A 16,912-nucleotide genomic window follows, 5' to 3' on the forward strand; every position below is an offset into this window, starting at 1 on the left:
GTGTCCGTCAGGCGGCGCAGGAACGGAAGAGGAGACCGGGATGGAAGGGCGTGTGACGGGCACCGCGGCGGCCGAGGATGGGAACGAGATCGGCGTGGTCGAGAATCGGCACCTGAACCGGTTCGAACTCAAGCTCGCGGACGATGCGATCGCCGCGGCCTATTACCGGATCGACGGCAATCGCCTGGTTCTGATCCATACCGAGGTTCCGTCCGAATATAGCGGGCAGGGTATTGCGACGCGGCTCGCCACGGAGGTCTTCGAGCAGATACGGGCCAGTGGGCGAAAGGCCGTCCTGCGCTGTCCGTTCATGGTCCATTTCTACTCCAAGCATCCGGAATATTCGGACATCGTCGACGGCTAAGCGGACAAGCCGGGCGGGGTGTTCCCGGCCGTTTGAACGATGGTGGCGACCGGTGCAGCCGGCCGCCACGCACGATCAAGCTTCGGCGACGACGATCGACAAGGTCCGGCGTGCCGCTGCTGCGGGCTGCTGTTGCATCTTGGGCTCGGGCTTCGTGCCGGCGCCGCCCCACAAATCGGCGCGGTAGCGGGCGAAGCAGCGCGCGCCAGCGGTGAGCCGAATGAGGGCGCCTTCGGCCATTGCCGTCGCGCGCGCAGGATCCTCGGCCACCAGCGGGCGCAGCGCTTCGCGGTTCCATTCCTCGCTATGCTTGATGTCGAGCGTCGCGTGGAGATCGAAATAGCGACGGACCTTCGGGGGCTGATCCAGCCGACGCAGGCCGGCGGCGGTGGCCGCCGATCGATAGGGCGCGGTCAGCTCGATCGCGCCCAGGGCACCGATCGAATGCCAGGCATAGCGGCGGTTCGTCGCCATCGCAGTCATTGCGTTGGCAAGCGCGAGGCTTTCAGCAGCGGTGCGCTCGATCGTGGGGGTGAGTCCGAGCGCCCCAACCAGATAATGGAGCATAGGGCCATGCATGCCCTTGGGATTGCCCCGGCCCATCTCGTCCCAATAATTGCGGGCGAGTTCGAGCTTGGCCTGCTCGGGAATCTTGACCTGGGTGTAGGCGACGAGATCGTCGAACCCGGCCTCGCCGGCGGCTTCCTGTTCGAGGAACCATTTGATCTCCTCGAGGCTCGCCTGCTCCGCGATCCAGGGGAAGAGCGGATCGCCCTGCCCGGGACCGTTTTCCTGCAGGCCCTCGAACCAGGCGATAAAGCCTTCGACATCGGTCGGCACCTTGGCGGCCTCGTCCGCGATCTCGGCCCGCAGGGCTTCGAGAAAGGCGATTTCCGTCCGGCGCATGCCATATTCGCGCTCGAGATCCTCGCGCCATTCTGACGTCGGAAATTGCGGCGAAAGACGATCGTGGTTCCAGTGCGCGAGCCGTCGCTGCTGTTCCACGGTGAAAGGGAGGGGGCGACGTTCCGTCGCCGGCGACCATTGAAAGAGAGTGGCCATATATCCTTGGGATCGGTGTGAAGTCTTAACCATCAAAGCGTTCGGAGCAGGGCAAAGGTTCCGGAAGCGGAACACCATACAAAGGCGGTGGCGCCGGTCTTTTGCGGTGCGACTTCGGCGCTGAGGTTGCACGCGCGCGTCTGCTCGCTCATGAGATCGCCATGGTCAGCATCACACTTTTCGGCGCATCGGGACGAATGGGACGCGCGATCGGGGAGGTCGCGGCACAGCGCGACGACGTCTCGATCGTGACGGACGGCGGCGACGTGTTCGTCGACTTCTCGGTGCCGAGTGCGCTGGAGGCCCATCTCGACGCCGCCGTCTCCGCCGGAAAGCCGATCCTGATCGGCACGACCGGCCTCGCGCCTGCCCAGCAGGCGGCGGTCGACGCGGCCGCGGAGCGGATCGCGGTCATCCAGGCGGCGAACACCTCGCTAGGCGTCAACCTGCTCTCGCACCTGGTGCGCGAGGCGGCGACGCGGCTCGGCGCGGAGTGGGACATCGAGATCGTCGAGATGCACCACCGGATGAAGGTCGACGCACCCTCGGGCACCGCATTGCTGCTTGGCCGCGCGGCGGCGGAAGGGCGCGGGGTCGATCTCGACGCCGTCTCCGATCGCGGGCGCGACGGCATCACCGGCGCGCGGACCGCCGGCCATATCGGCTTCGCGGCGTTGCGCGGCGGCAGCGTCGCCGGCGATCACCAGGTGATCTTCGCCGCCGACGGCGAGCGGATCGAGCTCGGCCATCGCGCCGAAAGCCGGATCGTCTTCGCGCGCGGGGCGATTGCGGCGGCGGCGTGGCTCGCCGGCAAGCCGGCCGGCCGCTACACGATGGCCGACGTGCTGGGGCTCTGAGCGTGGCGTCGAAAGTGCCGCCACACGGGCGCGGCAAGCCGGCGATCAAAGCGACGGCCAAGCCGCGACGGCCTGCGAAGCCGGCGGCTCCGGCGCTGACTTCGAAGCTCTCGCCCGAGGAGGTCAGTGAATTCTACCGCCGGCTGGCCGACCGGACTCCGAACCCGGAGACCGAGCTTGATTATGTCAACGATTACACCCTGCTGGTCGCGGTGGTGCTGTCGGCGCAGGCGACCGATGCCGGGGTCAATCTCGCCACCCGCAAGTTGTTCGCGACCGTGAACACGCCCGAGGCGATGGTGGCGCTCGGCGAGGAAGGGCTGAAAGCGCATATCAAGACGATCGGCCTGTTCAATACGAAGGCGAAGAACGTGATCGCGCTGTCGCAGGCGCTGATCGCCGATCATGGCAGCCAGGTTCCGGCCGATCGCGACGCGCTCCAGACACTGCCCGGGGTCGGCCGCAAGACGGCGAACGTGGTGATGAACTGCGCGTTCGGCGCCGAGACCTTCGCCGTCGACACCCATGTCTTCCGCGTGTCCAACCGCACCGGCCTCGCGCCCGGCAAGGATGTCGACGCGGTCGAGGCGATCCTCGACGCCGCAACGCCGCAGCCGTGGCGGCGCGATGCCCATCATTACCTGATCCTCCACGGCCGCTACGTCTGCAAGGCCAAGAAGCCCGAATGCTGGCGCTGCGTCGTCGCCGACATCTGCCGCTACGAACCCAAGACCCCGCCGCCCGGCGGCGATGCCGAGGCCAAGGTGATCGCCGCGAAGCGGGGCCGCAGCTGAAACGGAGAGCCGGCGAGCAAGCCGCAAAACCTCTGGCGGTGCCGCAAAGCCTTTGCTAAGCGCCTCCCCACCAGGCACCCGTAGCTCAGCTGGATAGAGCGCTGCCCTCCGAAGGCAGAGGCCAGAGGTTCGAATCCTCTCGGGTGCGCCATTTTCCCGAACATCGTCGGTTTTCCGTTATTGTGCCTGCGTCCTTGGACCAGCGACGGCGCCCACCTTGCGGTCAAGCGCTTCCGCCACGCCGCGCGACGGCGATCGCCTCGATCTCGATCATCGCCGCGGGATCGTAGAGCGCCTTGATCTCGGCGATGGTGTCGGCCGGGTAGGGTGGGGTGAAATAGGTCCGGCGCAAGGCGACCACATCGTCGAAATGGGACATGTCGGTCACGAAGATGGTGACCTTGACCACGTCCTCGAGGCTCGATCCGCCCGCTTCGAGCGCACGCCGCAAATTGGCGAAGGCCTGGTCGCCCTGGGCGCGGAAGCCGCCATCGACGATCTTGCCGCGGTCGTCGGCGCCGGCCTGGCCGGAAATGAAGACCAGGTCGCCGACCCGGATCCCCTGAGAGAGAAGAAACGGCTCGTAATTGTCCGGGCTGGTGACGATGCGTTGCAACATCCTTGGACTCCTTGCTCTCGACCTTGCCGGCCGGGCATCATCGGGCGCCCGCTCGGCCTGCTGGGGCTGGAGATGGGCCGCGTGCCGATCGTCGACAAATTCCAAATGTTCAGGCATCGGATGAGCTATATTCACCTGGAGCAAAGGCGGTGCGGCGACTTCCTCCCTTGAGCGCGCTGCGGGCGTTCGAAAGCGCGGCGCGGCTCGGCAGCTTCAAGAAGGCTGCCACCGAACTTGGCGTGACTCCGACCGCCATCAGCCACCAGATCCGATCGCTCGAGGAGCATAGCGGCTTGCGGCTGTTCGAGCGCAGGCCGCGCCGGGTGGTCCTCACCGAGGATGGTGCGCAACTGCTTCCGGTGCTCGAGCGCGGCTTCGACTCGTTCGAAGCGATCTTCGCGCAACTGACGGGGAACGAGCGCCGGGCGCGGGTCTCGATCTCGGCGACGACCGCCTTCACGGCCAAGTGGCTGGTGCCGCGCGTCGCCGGCTTTCAGCGCGACCACCCGGCGATCGACTTGCAGCTTCATGCGTCCGAGCGGCCGCTCGACCTTGCCGCGGAAGGCATCGATCTCGCGGTCCGCTACGGAGACGGTTCCTTCGCCGGGCTGGAAACGGAGGCGATGTTCGACGATCACTTCGTGCCTGTGGCAAGCCCCGATCTTCGCATCACCGGGCCCGAAAGCCTGCGGACCGTGCCGCTGATCCATTTCGCCTGGGCCCGGGCGCATCCGGCCGACCCGATCTGGGAGCGATGGTTCGCGGCGGCGGGTATTGCCTCGACGCCGCCACTCTCGCAGCTTCGTTTCAGCGACGAGAGCCACGCCATCCAGGCCGCGGTCGCTGGACAGGGCCTCGCGTTGCTGAGCCGGCACCTGGTCCGCGAGGATCTGATCGCCGGGCGCCTGGTCCAGCCGTTCGGTCCCGACATGCCCGGGCGTACCTACCATCTCGTGCGCGACAAGCGGCGCCCGCCGTCGGCCGCAATCGCAGCCGTAATCGAATGGCTGCGCGGCGAAGCCCAGCGCAGCCGCGCCGACTTCGAGGCCGATGCAGAGAAGGCGCGGAGGATCCCGAACGTCGGGGACATGGCGGAAGCGGACTGGTCAGCTTCCCGCCATTGAGTCTTTAGGATCGTGTCTCCAGCGGCTTGCGGCGGCCGGTAGAGGCTTTACCGTTGGATATTGGAGGGCGTGCAATGGTGGCAATGCCGGTGTTTCGGGAGCCAAGCCTGCAGGAGGCGTTTGCGGAGCGCGGCTATGTCGTCGCGCGGTTGCTGGAGCCGATTGAGGCGGCGGAGCTTGCCGCCGAAGTCGCGGCGCTTGCCGATGCGCGTGGCGCCGCGGCCAACACGCGAGGGCCGACCGGCACCTACCATGTCAGCCTGCACGATGCCGATGCCGACTATCGCGCCGCCGCCTGCGCGTTGGTGCGGGAGGCGCTTGCCGAGCGCGTGCTGGCGCTGACCCGCGACTATCGCTTTTTGAACGGCGGTTTCCTGATCAAGCCGGCGGGGGCCGGGTCGATCGAGGTGCATCGCGACTGGACGATGACCCGCAATCCGCGCCATGTCGCGATCAATTGCTGGTGCCCGCTGATCGACGTCGACGAGGAGAATGGCGGCCTTGCCGTGCTGGAGGGCAGCCACCGGCTGGTCGACAATGTCGAAGGGCCGCGGATACCGCCTTTCTTCGAGGCCTATCGCGAAACCCTGCGTGCGCCGTCGCGGATCCTGGCGTTGCGTGCCGGGGAGGCGGTGATCCTTGATTATCGGTTGCTCCACTGGTCGACTGCGAACCGCACCGGCGCGCGGAGGCTGGCGATTGCCGGCGGCTTCGTTCCCGCGGCGGCGAGAACCGTCCTTTATCTTCCCGATCCCGGGAGCGGCGGGAAGCGCTTCAACATCATCGAACCGTCCGCTGCGGACTGGATGGACGCGCTGAATGAAGCCATCGACCCGTCGGGCTGCCGAATCCCGGTCGTCGGATCGGTGAAGAACCGCAATCGGCAGGTCGGCCAGGCAGCGTTCGAAGCCATGCTGGCCGGGCGAGCGCCGGCGCGACGGCCGGTGCTCGCGAGGCTGATGCAACGCACCCGCGCGCTGCTCCGGCGGGACTGAGCGGGGCGGCGGCGGCGGCGTGCAAGCCGGTTGCACCCTCCGGGACACGGCTTTACCGGACAGATGATGTCGGCACGATCCGCGGGCCTGAGATATTCGATGACGAACGCGCTGCGGGATCACGATGCGGTCCGCTGCCGAGGCGAGGCATCGCTTCGCAGCTTCTTCCTTTCGATCGCTTCGGGAGAGTCCCAGAATGGCTGAGAACGGCCGAGTTGTTCATCTGGTCGACGATGACGAGGCGATCCGCCGGTCGGCGAGCTTCATGCTGCGGACCTCCGGATTTACTGTGAAGACCTATCCGTCCGGACTGCCGCTGATCGAGCTCGGCCGCGAGATCCCGGCCGGGGTGATCCTGATGGACGTTCGCATGCCCGAGACGGACGGCCTCGCGGTCCAGCAGGCGCTGCGCGCGCAGGGCGTGTTCCTGCCGGTCATCGTCATGACCGGCCACGGCGACATCGGCATCGCGGTCGAGGCGATGAAGGGCGGCGCAATCGACTTCATCGAGAAGCCGTTCGAGAAAGCCAGCCTGGTCGCCGCGCTGGAGGAGGGCTTCGCCCGGATCGAGCAGAGCGGCCGCCGCCATGCCCGCGCCGAGGAGGCCAAGGCGCGGCTGAAGGGGCTTACGGCACGCGAACTGGAAGTGCTGGAGGGTCTCGTCCGCGGCCATCCCAACAAGACGATCGCCTACGATCTCGGCATCAGCCCGCGCACCGTCGAGATCCACCGGACCAACGTGATGCAGAAACTGGACGTCCCCAGCCTGTCCGACGCCCTCCGCATCGCCTTCGCGGCGGGGCTCGGCGACGATGCCGAGGAGGGCGCACCGGCGGCGTGACGCCCCGTCCTCTCCGCCGCCGGACCATTGCCCAGACGTCCGATCGCCTCCCTCCGCGGCCCGGCCGAATAGGGACATTCCGTCGTCTCGAGCGCACGCGGGGCTGGCCGATCCGTTGCCGCCGGATGTCCTGTGCGGCGCAAGTTGCTGCCCTTCGAATCCCGCGGCCTGCTATCGTGGCGCGGGACCATTCTCCGACTCGGTGAGGAGAGCCGACCTTATGCCCGCGCGATCGCTGCCGCGTTCGATGTCTATCGCCAGCCCGAGGGGAGGCGGTTCAGCAGTGCGATCTAGGCTCGCTCTTGCGGCGCTGGCGCCGTTGATGCTGTTCGGCGGTGCGCCGCCGGCGCTGAGCCGCACGCTGACCCTGGCGATCGGGGTGTGCGGCAGCAGCGACGTTCGGGCGCTGCACGTCCCGATCCGCGACGACGATCCGCCTTCCGGGCCGCCCGACTGTCACGCCGCCGCTGCGGTGATCGCGGGCAAGAAGAAGCGGGCGTGAGCGTCAGCAGCGATCGGCGAGGATCGCCTTCATGTTCGCGACCGTCGCTGCGCTGGTGACCTGACGGGGTCCGGACTGGAAGCGGAAGCGCTGCTCGGCGGCGCCGGCATCGTCGAGCGGAACACGGCACGAGGCGTGGACTTCGCGGACGCCGGTTTCAAGGATGGCCGGCAACGAGGCCGCATCGACGCCGCTCCCGGCCATGATGACGATGCGATCGTCGGCAGCGCGGACCAACTGCGCGAGCGCCGGCAAGGCGTCCGCAACCCGCGGCTCGCCGGCAGAGGTCAGGATCCGGTCGAAGCCGAGGGCGATTGCGGTCTCCATCGCCGCGCGCTGATCGGGGCAGAGATCGAAGGCGCGGTGGAGGGTGAGCGCAAGCGGTGCGCCGCGCTTTTCGCCTTCGGCGCGGGCATGGGCGACCCACTGGCCGAGCAGATCGGCATCGAGACTGCCATCGTCGCGGCTGGCGCCGATCACGAGACCGGCAAGCCCGGCCTGCGCGGCGGCCTTGATGTCCTCGGCGACCAGAGCGGCTTCGGCGTCATCGTAGCGGAAATTGCCGTCCCGCGGCCGCGCGAGCAGGTGGACCGGGATCGGAAGCGCCGCCGCACTTGCGATCAGCGACAGCGGCGGGGTCAGCCCGCCGAGCGCCAGCGCGGCGCACAATTCCAGGCGGTCGGCGCCGCCTTCCACGGCCGCAGCAAGGCCGCCGACATCTTCCACCACCACTTCCAGCAAAGCCATTTGGTTGCGCCCCTTTCAGTTTACGGGGCCGTAAATGACCGGCGCCGACAATCGGCACAACCTTGTAACCGTTTTCAATTGACAACTTGTTTTATTAATGGGAACGTTCCCATGCGTCACCGGCTCGGCAACACCGGCCGGAAGCGCCAACGACAGTCGGGAGAGGGGCTGAAGCCCTGCGACACAAAGGGGCTGATGGCAATGCTTCGTGCGTCTTGCTTCAGCGGCGATTCCAGGCGCCGCGCACATATTTCGGCCGTGACCGCAGCGTTGGTCGGCGCAACACTTCCCTGCTCGATGCTGATGGCGCAAAGCGGCCCGGCTGCGCCGGTGGACCTCGCCGACCCGCTGGTCGGGACAGCGCCGCTCGACCGGCCGGAATTGGTCGGCAACGCGCCGCCGCCGGGCGAACCGGTCTATTCGGGGCAGACCTCTCCGGGCGCGCGGCTGCCGCACAGTTCGACCGAGGCGGCACCGGTCAACGTCAATCTCGAGCTGAGCTACCCGTTCGGCGTCCCGGCGCCTTATCATTATCCAAACCCGACGATGATCGGCTTCACCGGCGGCGGCGGCGCCACCTATGGCGGGCGGGCGAGACCGATGATCATGCCCGTCGTCGGCGACTGGACCGTGCCGCCCGCTTACACCCAGGCCTGGTACGACAAGACCGGCGAAAAGGCCGAGCCGGGCTATTATTCGGTCTATCTCAACACGATGCGCACCAAGGTGGAGGCCACTGCAACGCAGTGGACGAGCCTGTTTCGATACACTTTCCCGCAGAGCGGGCGCTCGAACGTGCTGATCAATCTGCCGCGCGACGGCGGAAGTGTGGAGATCACCGGCGATCGCAGCGTGCGCGGCATTGCCGGCGACGGGAAGGCCAACGGCTCAGCCGACGGACCCTATTTCGTTGCCGTCTTCTCGAAACCGTTCACCGGCTTCGGCACGTTCCGGAAATCGCCCGGCGACCGCGAGGTGTGGGGGATCGGCGACAAGGACGTCGTCCCCGACGGGCGCAGCGTCACCGGACGTTATGCCGGCGGCTATCTCACCTTCGGCACGTCCGAAGGGGAGGCGGTGCTGATGAAGATCGCGCATGGCGACAGCTATGACGAGGCCGAGGCGCGGCTCGCCGCCGAGAATCCGGGCTGGGATTTCGAGCGCGTGCGCGGCGCGGCAAAGGCGGCCTGGGCCGATCTGCTCGGGCGGATCGAGGTCAGCGGCGGCACGGCGAAGCAGCGCGCGCTCTTCTACTCGACCCTGTTCCATTCCTTCTCCAGCCCGCGGCTGATCGCACGCAAGGGCGAGCCGTTCAGTGACTCCACCGGCAAGATCCGCACGGCAGATTACGACCGCTATTCGCCGGTGCCGTTCTGGGATACCGGCCGCAACCAGCTCGTGCTGCTGGAGCTGCTCGAGCCCAAGCTCGTCCAGGACGTGATGCGATCCGAGCTCGACATGGCGCGCGAACGCGGGTTCATGAACACGTCGTTCCACGCCGACAATGCGGTGTTCCTGTATCTCGGTGCATGGGCGCGCGGCATTCCGTTCGACTATGCGGCGGCCTACGAATATCTGCGCAAGAACGCGACCGATCCGAAGGGGCCGCGCGACTATCTTTCCGAATATCAGAAGAATGGCTGGATCTCGGACGAGATTCCGAGCGGCAATCCGAGCCCGCCCCACGCCGGCGGCAAGGCGGGCGCGGCGAAGACCCTGGAATATGCCTGGGACGATTTCGCCTTGGCGCAGTTCGCGCGGCGACTCGGCAAGACCGAGGATGCCCGCATGTTCCTCGCCCGCGCCGGCAATTACGCCAACGTGTTCGATCGCTCGACCGGGTTCGTGCGCGGGCGCGGCGCCGACGGCGCCTGGATCGAACCGTTCGATCCGCGCGAGCCTTATTACAACCACATGATGAAGGAGGCCTCGGGCTGGTCGACCCTGTGGCTGGTGCCGCACGACGTCCAGGGCCTCCAGACCCTGCTCGGCGGACGCGACGCGTTCAACGCCAAGCTCGATGCATTCTTCGCCACGCCTTACGCGCCCAAGGGTATCTGCCGCGACTGCACCGGCGTCATCGGCCAGTACGTGCAGGGCAACCAGCCCGATCAGCACGCGCCCTATCTCTACGCCTGGAGCGGCCAGCCGTGGAAGACGCAGGCGCTGGTGCGCAGGATCCTCGACCAGCTCTACGGCAGCGACCAAGCGGGCTACGGCTATCCCGGCATGGACGACCAGGGATCGACATCCTCCTGGTACGTGATGAGTGCGATGGGCTTCTATCCGGTCGATCCATCGAGCCAGGTCTACGTGATCGGCAGCCCGATCTTCGACTCGGTGCGCATGAAGATCGACAATGGCCGAACGCTGGAGATCGTCGCGGAGAACAACTCGGCGACGAACATGTACGTCCAATCGGCGACGCTGAACGGCAAAAGATGGAACAAGCCATGGTTCAGCCACGACGACATCAAGCGCGGCGCGAGGCTGGTGCTGACCATGGGGCCGAAACCAAACACCGCCTGGGGCAGCACGCCTGGCGCAGCGCCGCCCTCGATGTCCAAGGCGGCACCATGATGCAGAGGACAGGAGAAAGCATGCGCAAGATGGCCGGTTTGTTGCTGGGTGCCGCCGCCCTGCTGACGACGAGCGGCGTCGCGGATGCGCAGCAGGCGCAAGCGCGGGGGGCACCGGTTTACACCGGGCTGGTGACCACCAAATGGGGCCACAAGGTCACGCCCGAAAATGCCTGGCGATCCTATCCGCGGCCGCAGCTGAAGCGCGGAGCGTGGCAGAATCTCAACGGCCAATGGGATTATGCGATCACCGGCGCGGGGGTGGCGCGGCCGGAGCGCATGGACGGCAAGATCCTGGTGCCGTTCCCGGTCGAATCCCGGCTCTCGGGAGTCGCCCGCCGAATCGAGCCGGACGACCGCCTGTGGTATCGGCGCAGCTTCACCGTGCCGGCCGACTGGACCGGTCAGCGGGTGATGCTGAACTTCGGCGGCGTCGACCATGAGGCCCGGGTTTGGGTGAACGGCGCGATCGTCGGCGCGCACCAGGGCGGGTTCGACACGTTCGGGTTCGACATCACCGACCAGTTGCGCACCGGCGAGAACGAGCTTCTGGTCCAGGTCGTGGATCCCAATTCGGCCGGCAGCCAGCCGCGCGGCAAGCAGATCCTCGAGCCGTCCGGCATCTGGTACACGGCGGTGAGCGGGATCTGGCAGACGGTGTGGCTCGAGCCGGTGCCGAAGCTCCACATCGCCGACGTTCGGGCGACGCCGGACATCGATCGCGGTGTCGTCGACGTGCAGGTCGCGCTCAGCGTCTGGGCCGACGATACGGATGCGGTGCGCCTGACGGTGCGGTCGTCCGGGACGCCGATCGCATCGACCATCCTCCGCGGCAACCGGGAAACGTCGATCGCAATTCCGAAGCCGCATCTCTGGTCGCCCGAGGACCCGTTCCTGTACGACGTCACCGCCGAGCTGGTGACGGTTCGCGATCCTTATGCGGGCGCGAAGGAGCGCAACCGGACCGCCTACGATGCGCGGTTCACGCCGGGCGAGCGCGACACCTACGCCGCCGCGCAGGTGGTCGGAGCGCCCAAAGACCGGGTCGAAACCTATTTCGCGATGCGCAAGATCTCGGTCGGGCCCGGCACGGTCGCGGGGCAGCCGGCGCTGCTGCTCAACAACAAGCCCTATTTCCAGAACGGCACCCTCGATCAGGGCTGGTGGCCGGACGGTCTGTGGACGCCGCCATCGGAGGAGGCGATGAGGAGCGACCTCGTCTTCCTGAAGAAGGCGGGGTTCAACATGGTTCGCAAGCACATCAAGGTCGAACCGGCGCGTTATTATCACGACGCCGATCGGCTCGGCATGCTGATCTGGCAGGACATGCCGTCGGGCGGCGGCGAGGATCAGTTCGTCACCGGCAGCAGCAAGAGCCAGGCGGTGATGTCGTCCGACATGATGGCGCAGCATCAGAACGAGTTGACCCACATGATCGGGGACCTGCGCGCTTTTCCGTCGATCGTAATGTGGGTCGTCAACAACGAAGGGTGGGGGCAATATGATTCCGCCACCCTGGCCCGCTACGTAAAAGGCATGGATCCGGGGCGCCTGGTCAACGCCGATAGCGGCTGGCTCGACGTCGCGCCGGACGTGTCCGACGTGTTCGACATCCACACCTACGAGGACGTGCCGAACACGCCGCAGCGCCAGAGCCGACGGGCGATCGTGCTCGGCGAATATGGCGGCATAGGCCTGCCGGTCGCCAATCATCTGTGGCGGCCCGGCAAGGACGTTTGGGGCTATCAGGCCGCCAAGGACGAGGGCGACTACCTGAGCCGTTACCGGCGCAAGATGGAAGGGGTGATCCGCCAGGCGAAAGAGCATGGCCTCAGCGCCGCGGTCTACACCCAGACGAGCGATGTCGAGGACGAGATCAACGGCCTGCTGACCTTCGATCGCGCGGCGGCGAAAGCACCTGCCGAGCAACTGCGAAAAATTGCGGCACCTTTGTGGGAACTGGAGAGCCGCCCGTGAGGGATACTCGCCCGAGTCGCGGCAACCTCATTTGCATACCATTGGAAGCGCTTCCGAGAGCACAGCGATGGTACCAATATTTAATTTGACAACTTTCTTTTATTAATCAGATTTAGAGGCCGCTGGGGGATGCCGGAGAGCGAAACACGCCGCGGCAGGCGCAGCGATCGACATGCAAGGTCCCGAGAAGGCCTGCAACAAGGGAGGACTTTCAAACGTGAACACTCGTATTCCGGATCTTGGCGCGTCGCGCCGTCACTTCGTTCGGAACCTGCTGCTTTCCGCGACCATCCTCACCGGCTGCGGCGGCACCGCCTACGCCCAGGACGCCAATGCCGCTCAGGCCGCCGCCCCAGGCGCGGACCAGACGGGCGCCACAGCCCTTGCCGCCGATCCTGCCGCTGCTGATCCTGCCGCCGCGCCTGAGGGCGAAGGCATCGTCGTGACCGGCTACCGCCGGTCGATCGAACAGAGTCTCACCCAGAAGCGCGAGGCCAACGCCTTCGTCGACGTGATCACCGCCGAGGATATCGGCAAGTTCCCGGACAAGAACGTCGCCGACGCACTGCAGCGCGTCCCCGGCGTGACGATCAGCCGCGACGGCGGCGAGGGCAGCCGGGTCAGCATTCGCGGCCTGCAGTCGGGACTGACGCTGACATTGCTCAACGGCAACTTCCTGGCAGGCGCCGACAGCGGCGATCCCCAGCGCTCGTTCAACTATGTGCTGCTGCCCTCCAACTTCATCGCCAGCACGGAGGTCTACAAGTCGCCGGAGGCGCGGCTTGAGGAGGGCGGCGTCGGCGGTACGATCGTTCTCAACACCCGCCGGCCGTTCGACGTCAAATCGGGTACCGGATTCCTGTCGGTCGAAGGCACCTATTCCGACACGACCGAGAAGTTCGAGCCGCAGGTCGCCGGTCAATATTCGTGGAAGAACGAAGATGAGACGCTTGGCGTCCTCGTCGGCGGCGTCTGGCAGAAGCGGTCCAACCGCGAACTGCGCGGATCGACCGAGACATGGCGCTGGTGGAGCGACCGCAACGCCAATGGCGTGATCACCCCCGCCGTCGACGTCAACGGCAACCCGTTCGAGAATGACGACGCCATCTCCTACTGGCCAGGCCAGGGCGTCACCGCGCAGGACGGAACCCGCTACTCTGGCTATTGGGCACCCCAATCGGTCAATGCTCAGGTGTTCGATCAGAAGCGTGAGCGTTATGGCATCCAGGCCACGGTGCAGGCACGTCCGATGGACAATCTGACCGTGACCGCCAATTATTTCCGGTTCGGCTACAAGAGCGACTTCACCAGCAACGTGCTCAAGATCCCCGAATGGGGCTACGGCAACTTCTTCACCGGCGCGACGTTCGACGAGAGCGGCACGATCTTTCAATCGGCCAATTTCCAGGTGCCGCAAGCGGGCTGCAGCTTGAGCCGGCCGCCCTGCACGATGGAGACGCCGCAGCTCGCCGGCACCTATAGCCGTGAGAAGCAGACGTCGCAGACGTTCGACACCGAAGTGCGCTACAATACCGACCGCTTCGATGCCGTCCTGAAGATGGGCAAGACCAAGGCGACGGGCGGTCCCTCGATGCGGTTCAGCGTTGCCGCCAAGCCGCGCCTGACCGTCGCCGGTGCCGAGCGGAACGGCAATTTCCTCAGCGGGTGGGACTTCAGCGACGGCAAGCTCAACATGGAGTTCTCGCCCGAGCTGCAGGAGAATATCCGGAACGGAATTGCGCAGATCGACACCGGCTCGACCGGATCGAGCTTCGTCAACAGCGAGCTGGCCCAGCGTTACGCCCAACTCGATCTCACCTATCGCTTCGACGGCTTCCTCAACTCGGTCCAAGTCGGCGGCAAGTGGCGCGACCTCAGTATCCACCGCGAGACCGGGCGCAATGACTGGTACGCCGATCCCGCGACCCTGCGCCGCTACCAGGATACGCCGCAAGGTGCGGTGGCACGGCCGGAGTTCTTTTACGACAAGCCGCTCGGGAACATCGCCGGCGGCTTCAACGCCAGCTCGTTCCCAGGCGTCAATTTCGAAAACTATCTCGATTACCTCAACACGACCTACGGGCCGTCGGTGCGTGTCGAGGAGAAGGACTTCATCTACGATCTCGGCGAACGTGTCTTTGCCGGCTACGCCCAGCTCAACTTCGAGAGCGGAGGCTTCCGCGGAAACGTCGGCCTGCGTGTCGCCAATACCCGGCAATCCGGCAATACGTCGGACCGCCTGCAATATCTCAACGATTATTGCACGAACGGGCCCGGCGGACCGTTCGATCCGAACCGGCCGCTCGGTGCCGATGGCAACTGCCTGGTGCTGCCGCTCAGCGTGCGTGAGACGATCGTCAACACCCGCGCCGACCAGTCCAAAACCTATACGGACTGGCTGCCGAGCTTCAACGCCTCGTACGAAATCACACCGGACCTGATCATCCGCGGCGCGGTCGCCAAGGTGATTGCGCGGCCGTCGTTCGCGGACCTGGGGTCACAGCGGTCGCTGACCTATCGCTCGCCAGAATATGCGTTCGATCGCAATCAGTTCGGCGAGTTCGAAGGCTGGTCCGGAAGCGGCGGCAATGCCGAGCTCAATCCATTCTCCGCCTGGCAGTACGACATCGGGCTGGAATGGTATTTCCAGCGCGGCTCGGTGATCGGTGCGACCCTGTTCCGCAAGGACGTGTCCGATTTCGTCGTGCCGCTCGTGCTCGACGTCACCCGCGAAGTGGCCGGGGAGCAGGTGCTCATCCAGCCATATTCGACGGTTGCCAACGGTTCGAATGCGCGGTCGCAGGGCATCGAGCTTTATGCTCAGCACACGCTCTCCTTCGGTCTGGGTGCGCAGGTGAACTTCACCTATAACGACACGTCGGTGGCGGACGTTTCGCTCGACGGCCAGAAGGTGGGCTCGTCGGCGCTGGTGGGGAGCGCGAAGACGCAAATCAACGCCTCCGTCTTCTACGAGAACGACAATCTGCTTCTCCGCGCGTCGTACAACCGCCGCGGCGAGGTGGTGGGCGGTCTTGCCTCCGGATTGAACGAATATACCGCCCCTTACGAGCAGATCGACCTCAACGCTTCTTATGCCTTGACCGACCAGCTGATGCTGACCGCGTCGGTGATCAACCTCACCAAATCGGAAGAGAGCCGCCATCTCGGCAACGACACCGATGCCCGGTTCACCTACCGGAATTACTTCGGCCGGCGCGCTTATGTCGGCCTCTCCTACAACTTCTAAGGCCTGAAGCCTGGCTCTCCCCCCTGAGGGTGGTTCCCGTGCGGAACCACCCCCCTTTTTTCAGTTCAGGGAATGAGGCAGGCGGGTTGGGTAGACGATCCAGAGGAAGGATGGCTGATGCTTCGACGGTCCGCGCGCGCGGCTCTCACCCTGGCCGCCCTGCTGGGCAGCGGCGGCGGCGCGATCGCCGCCAATCCGATCGTGCCGGGTTGGTATGCCGATCCCGAGATCCGCGCGTTCGGCGATCGCTACTGGATCTATCCGACCTATTCGGACGATGACGGCACGCCGGACGTCACCAGGCATTTCACGCCAAGCCAGATCGAGGCGCGAAAGACCAAGACCGTTCGCCCGTCCTACGGCAAGCAGACCTTCTTCAACGCATTTTCGTCACCCGATCTCGTCCACTGGACCAAGCATCCGCATGTCTTCGACGTCGAATATGCGGCCTGGGCAGCCTATGCGATCTGGGCGCCTTCGGTGATCGCGGCGAACGGGCGCTACTACATGTTCTTCAGCGCCAACGACATTCAGAGCGACAAGGAACTCGGCGGCATCGGGCTCGCGGTCAGCGACACGCCGAACGGTCCGTTCAAGGATGCACTCGGCAAGCCGCTGATCGGTGCGTTCCACAATGAAGCGCAGCCGATCGACCCTTTCGCCTTCCGCGACAAGGATGGGCAGGTCTATCTCTATTATGGCGGCTGGAAGCATTGCAACGTCGTGCGCCTGAGCTCCGACCTCAAGTCCATCGTGCCGTTCCCGGACGGCACGATGTACAAGGAGATCACGCCGCCCAATTACGTCGAAGGCTCGTTCGTGATCGAGCGTGGCGGCACATACTATCTGATGTGGTCGGAAGGCGGCTGGACCGGCCCCGATTACAGTGTCGCCTATGCGATGGGGCCGAGCCCGACCGGGCCGTTCAAGCCGATGGGCAAGATCCTGGCGCAGGACTTCCGCATCGCCCGCGGCGCCGGCCACCATTCGGTGGTCAACGTGCCGGGCACCGACGAATATTATATCGCCTATCATCGCCGTCCACTCGATACGGAGCGCGGCGAGCACCGGCAGCTCGCAATCGATCGCATGCACTTCAATGCGGACGGGACCATCCGTCCGATCGTGATGACCAACGAAGGCGTCGCGCCGCGGCCGATCGGCGCCGCAGCACGCGCGCCCGCCAAGTGAAGCAGGGGAGAGG

At 65.9% G+C, this 16,912-nt stretch carries 14 protein-coding genes and 1 tRNA gene; 12 read left to right on the forward strand and 3 right to left on the reverse strand.

Annotated features, from left to right (window positions below; genetic code table 11):
- Positions 1-40: 40 nt before the first annotated feature.
- Positions 41-364 (forward strand): GNAT family N-acetyltransferase, encoded by a 324-nt coding sequence (locus C7I55_RS09895; protein WP_106512775.1) that lies wholly within the window; start codon positions 41-43, stop codon positions 362-364.
- 75 nt (positions 365-439) lie between these two features.
- Here the strand turns inward: C7I55_RS09895 and C7I55_RS09900 are convergent, their stop codons facing one another.
- Complete coding sequence (locus C7I55_RS09900) at positions 440-1,426, reverse strand: iron-containing redox enzyme family protein (protein ID WP_106512776.1); 987 nt, start codon at positions 1,424-1,426, stop codon at positions 440-442.
- A 161-nt stretch (positions 1,427-1,587) separates the two neighbouring features.
- Here C7I55_RS09900 and dapB point away from each other — a divergent pair, with 161 nt between their 5' ends.
- The 3 genes from dapB (at position 1,588) to C7I55_RS09915 (ending at position 3,228) form a co-directional block, all read left to right on the forward strand.
- Positions 1,588-2,283, forward strand: coding sequence for a 4-hydroxy-tetrahydrodipicolinate reductase (gene dapB / locus C7I55_RS09905; protein WP_106513175.1), 696 nt, complete (start codon positions 1,588-1,590; stop codon positions 2,281-2,283).
- A gap of 95 nt (positions 2,284-2,378) precedes the next feature.
- Positions 2,379-3,077: an endonuclease III gene (nth, locus tag C7I55_RS09910; RefSeq protein ID WP_199192800.1), complete on the forward strand. Its 699-nt coding sequence runs from the start codon at positions 2,379-2,381 to the stop codon at positions 3,075-3,077.
- A gap of 74 nt (positions 3,078-3,151) precedes the next feature.
- Positions 3,152-3,228: transfer RNA gene (locus C7I55_RS09915), tRNA-Arg, on the forward strand.
- 72 nt (positions 3,229-3,300) lie between these two features.
- On the opposite strand, the gene C7I55_RS09920 is transcribed toward C7I55_RS09915, so the two are convergent.
- Positions 3,301-3,696, reverse strand: coding sequence for a RidA family protein (locus C7I55_RS09920; RefSeq protein WP_106512777.1), 396 nt, complete (start codon positions 3,694-3,696; stop codon positions 3,301-3,303).
- A 149-nt stretch (positions 3,697-3,845) separates the two neighbouring features.
- Here C7I55_RS09920 and C7I55_RS09925 point away from each other — a divergent pair, with 149 nt between their 5' ends.
- The 4 genes from C7I55_RS09925 (at position 3,846) to C7I55_RS09940 (ending at position 7,158) form a co-directional block, all read left to right on the forward strand.
- On the forward strand, positions 3,846-4,820 hold the full coding sequence (locus tag C7I55_RS09925) for a LysR substrate-binding domain-containing protein (protein ID WP_106512778.1): 975 nt from the start codon (positions 3,846-3,848) through the stop codon (positions 4,818-4,820).
- A gap of 74 nt (positions 4,821-4,894) precedes the next feature.
- Positions 4,895-5,815: a phytanoyl-CoA dioxygenase family protein gene (locus tag C7I55_RS09930; RefSeq protein WP_106512779.1), complete on the forward strand. Its 921-nt coding sequence runs from the start codon at positions 4,895-4,897 to the stop codon at positions 5,813-5,815.
- Between the two features lie 196 nt (positions 5,816-6,011).
- Entirely contained in the window at positions 6,012-6,656 is a 645-nt protein-coding gene (locus tag C7I55_RS09935; protein WP_106512780.1) for a response regulator transcription factor, read from the forward strand.
- 283 nt (positions 6,657-6,939) lie between these two features.
- Positions 6,940-7,158 carry a hypothetical protein gene (locus C7I55_RS09940; RefSeq protein ID WP_146150987.1) on the forward strand — a complete coding sequence of 73 codons (219 nt, stop codon included), beginning with the start codon at positions 6,940-6,942 and terminating at the stop codon, positions 7,156-7,158.
- 3 nt (positions 7,159-7,161) lie between these two features.
- Here the strand turns inward: C7I55_RS09940 and C7I55_RS09945 are convergent, their stop codons facing one another.
- The gene (locus tag C7I55_RS09945; RefSeq protein WP_106512782.1) at positions 7,162-7,905 is read right to left on the reverse strand and encodes a copper homeostasis protein CutC; all 744 of its coding nucleotides are present in this window, start codon (positions 7,903-7,905) and stop codon (positions 7,162-7,164) included.
- A 111-nt stretch (positions 7,906-8,016) separates the two neighbouring features.
- Between C7I55_RS09945 and C7I55_RS09950 the strand changes: the two genes are divergently transcribed.
- The 4 genes from C7I55_RS09950 to C7I55_RS09965 all read left to right on the forward strand — a co-directional run bounded on the left by C7I55_RS09950 (position 8,017) and on the right by C7I55_RS09965 (position 16,899).
- A complete protein-coding gene (locus tag C7I55_RS09950) occupies positions 8,017-10,485 on the forward strand; it encodes a GH92 family glycosyl hydrolase (protein ID WP_233222137.1) in 2,469 nt (822 codons plus the stop codon).
- 20 nt (positions 10,486-10,505) lie between these two features.
- Positions 10,506-12,461: a glycoside hydrolase family 2 protein gene (locus tag C7I55_RS09955; RefSeq protein WP_233222138.1), complete on the forward strand. Its 1,956-nt coding sequence runs from the start codon at positions 10,506-10,508 to the stop codon at positions 12,459-12,461.
- A gap of 217 nt (positions 12,462-12,678) precedes the next feature.
- Positions 12,679-15,708 carry a TonB-dependent receptor gene (locus C7I55_RS09960; RefSeq protein WP_233222139.1) on the forward strand — a complete coding sequence of 1,010 codons (3,030 nt, stop codon included), beginning with the start codon at positions 12,679-12,681 and terminating at the stop codon, positions 15,706-15,708.
- A 117-nt stretch (positions 15,709-15,825) separates the two neighbouring features.
- Positions 15,826-16,899 (forward strand): glycoside hydrolase family 43 protein, encoded by a 1,074-nt coding sequence (locus tag C7I55_RS09965; protein WP_106512784.1) that lies wholly within the window; start codon positions 15,826-15,828, stop codon positions 16,897-16,899.
- The last annotated feature ends 13 nt before the right edge of the window (positions 16,900-16,912 follow it).

The sequence above is a fragment of the Allosphingosinicella deserti genome (genome assembly GCF_003012735.1).
In the GTDB taxonomy this organism is placed as follows: Bacteria; Pseudomonadota; Alphaproteobacteria; order Sphingomonadales; family Sphingomonadaceae; genus Allosphingosinicella; species Allosphingosinicella deserti.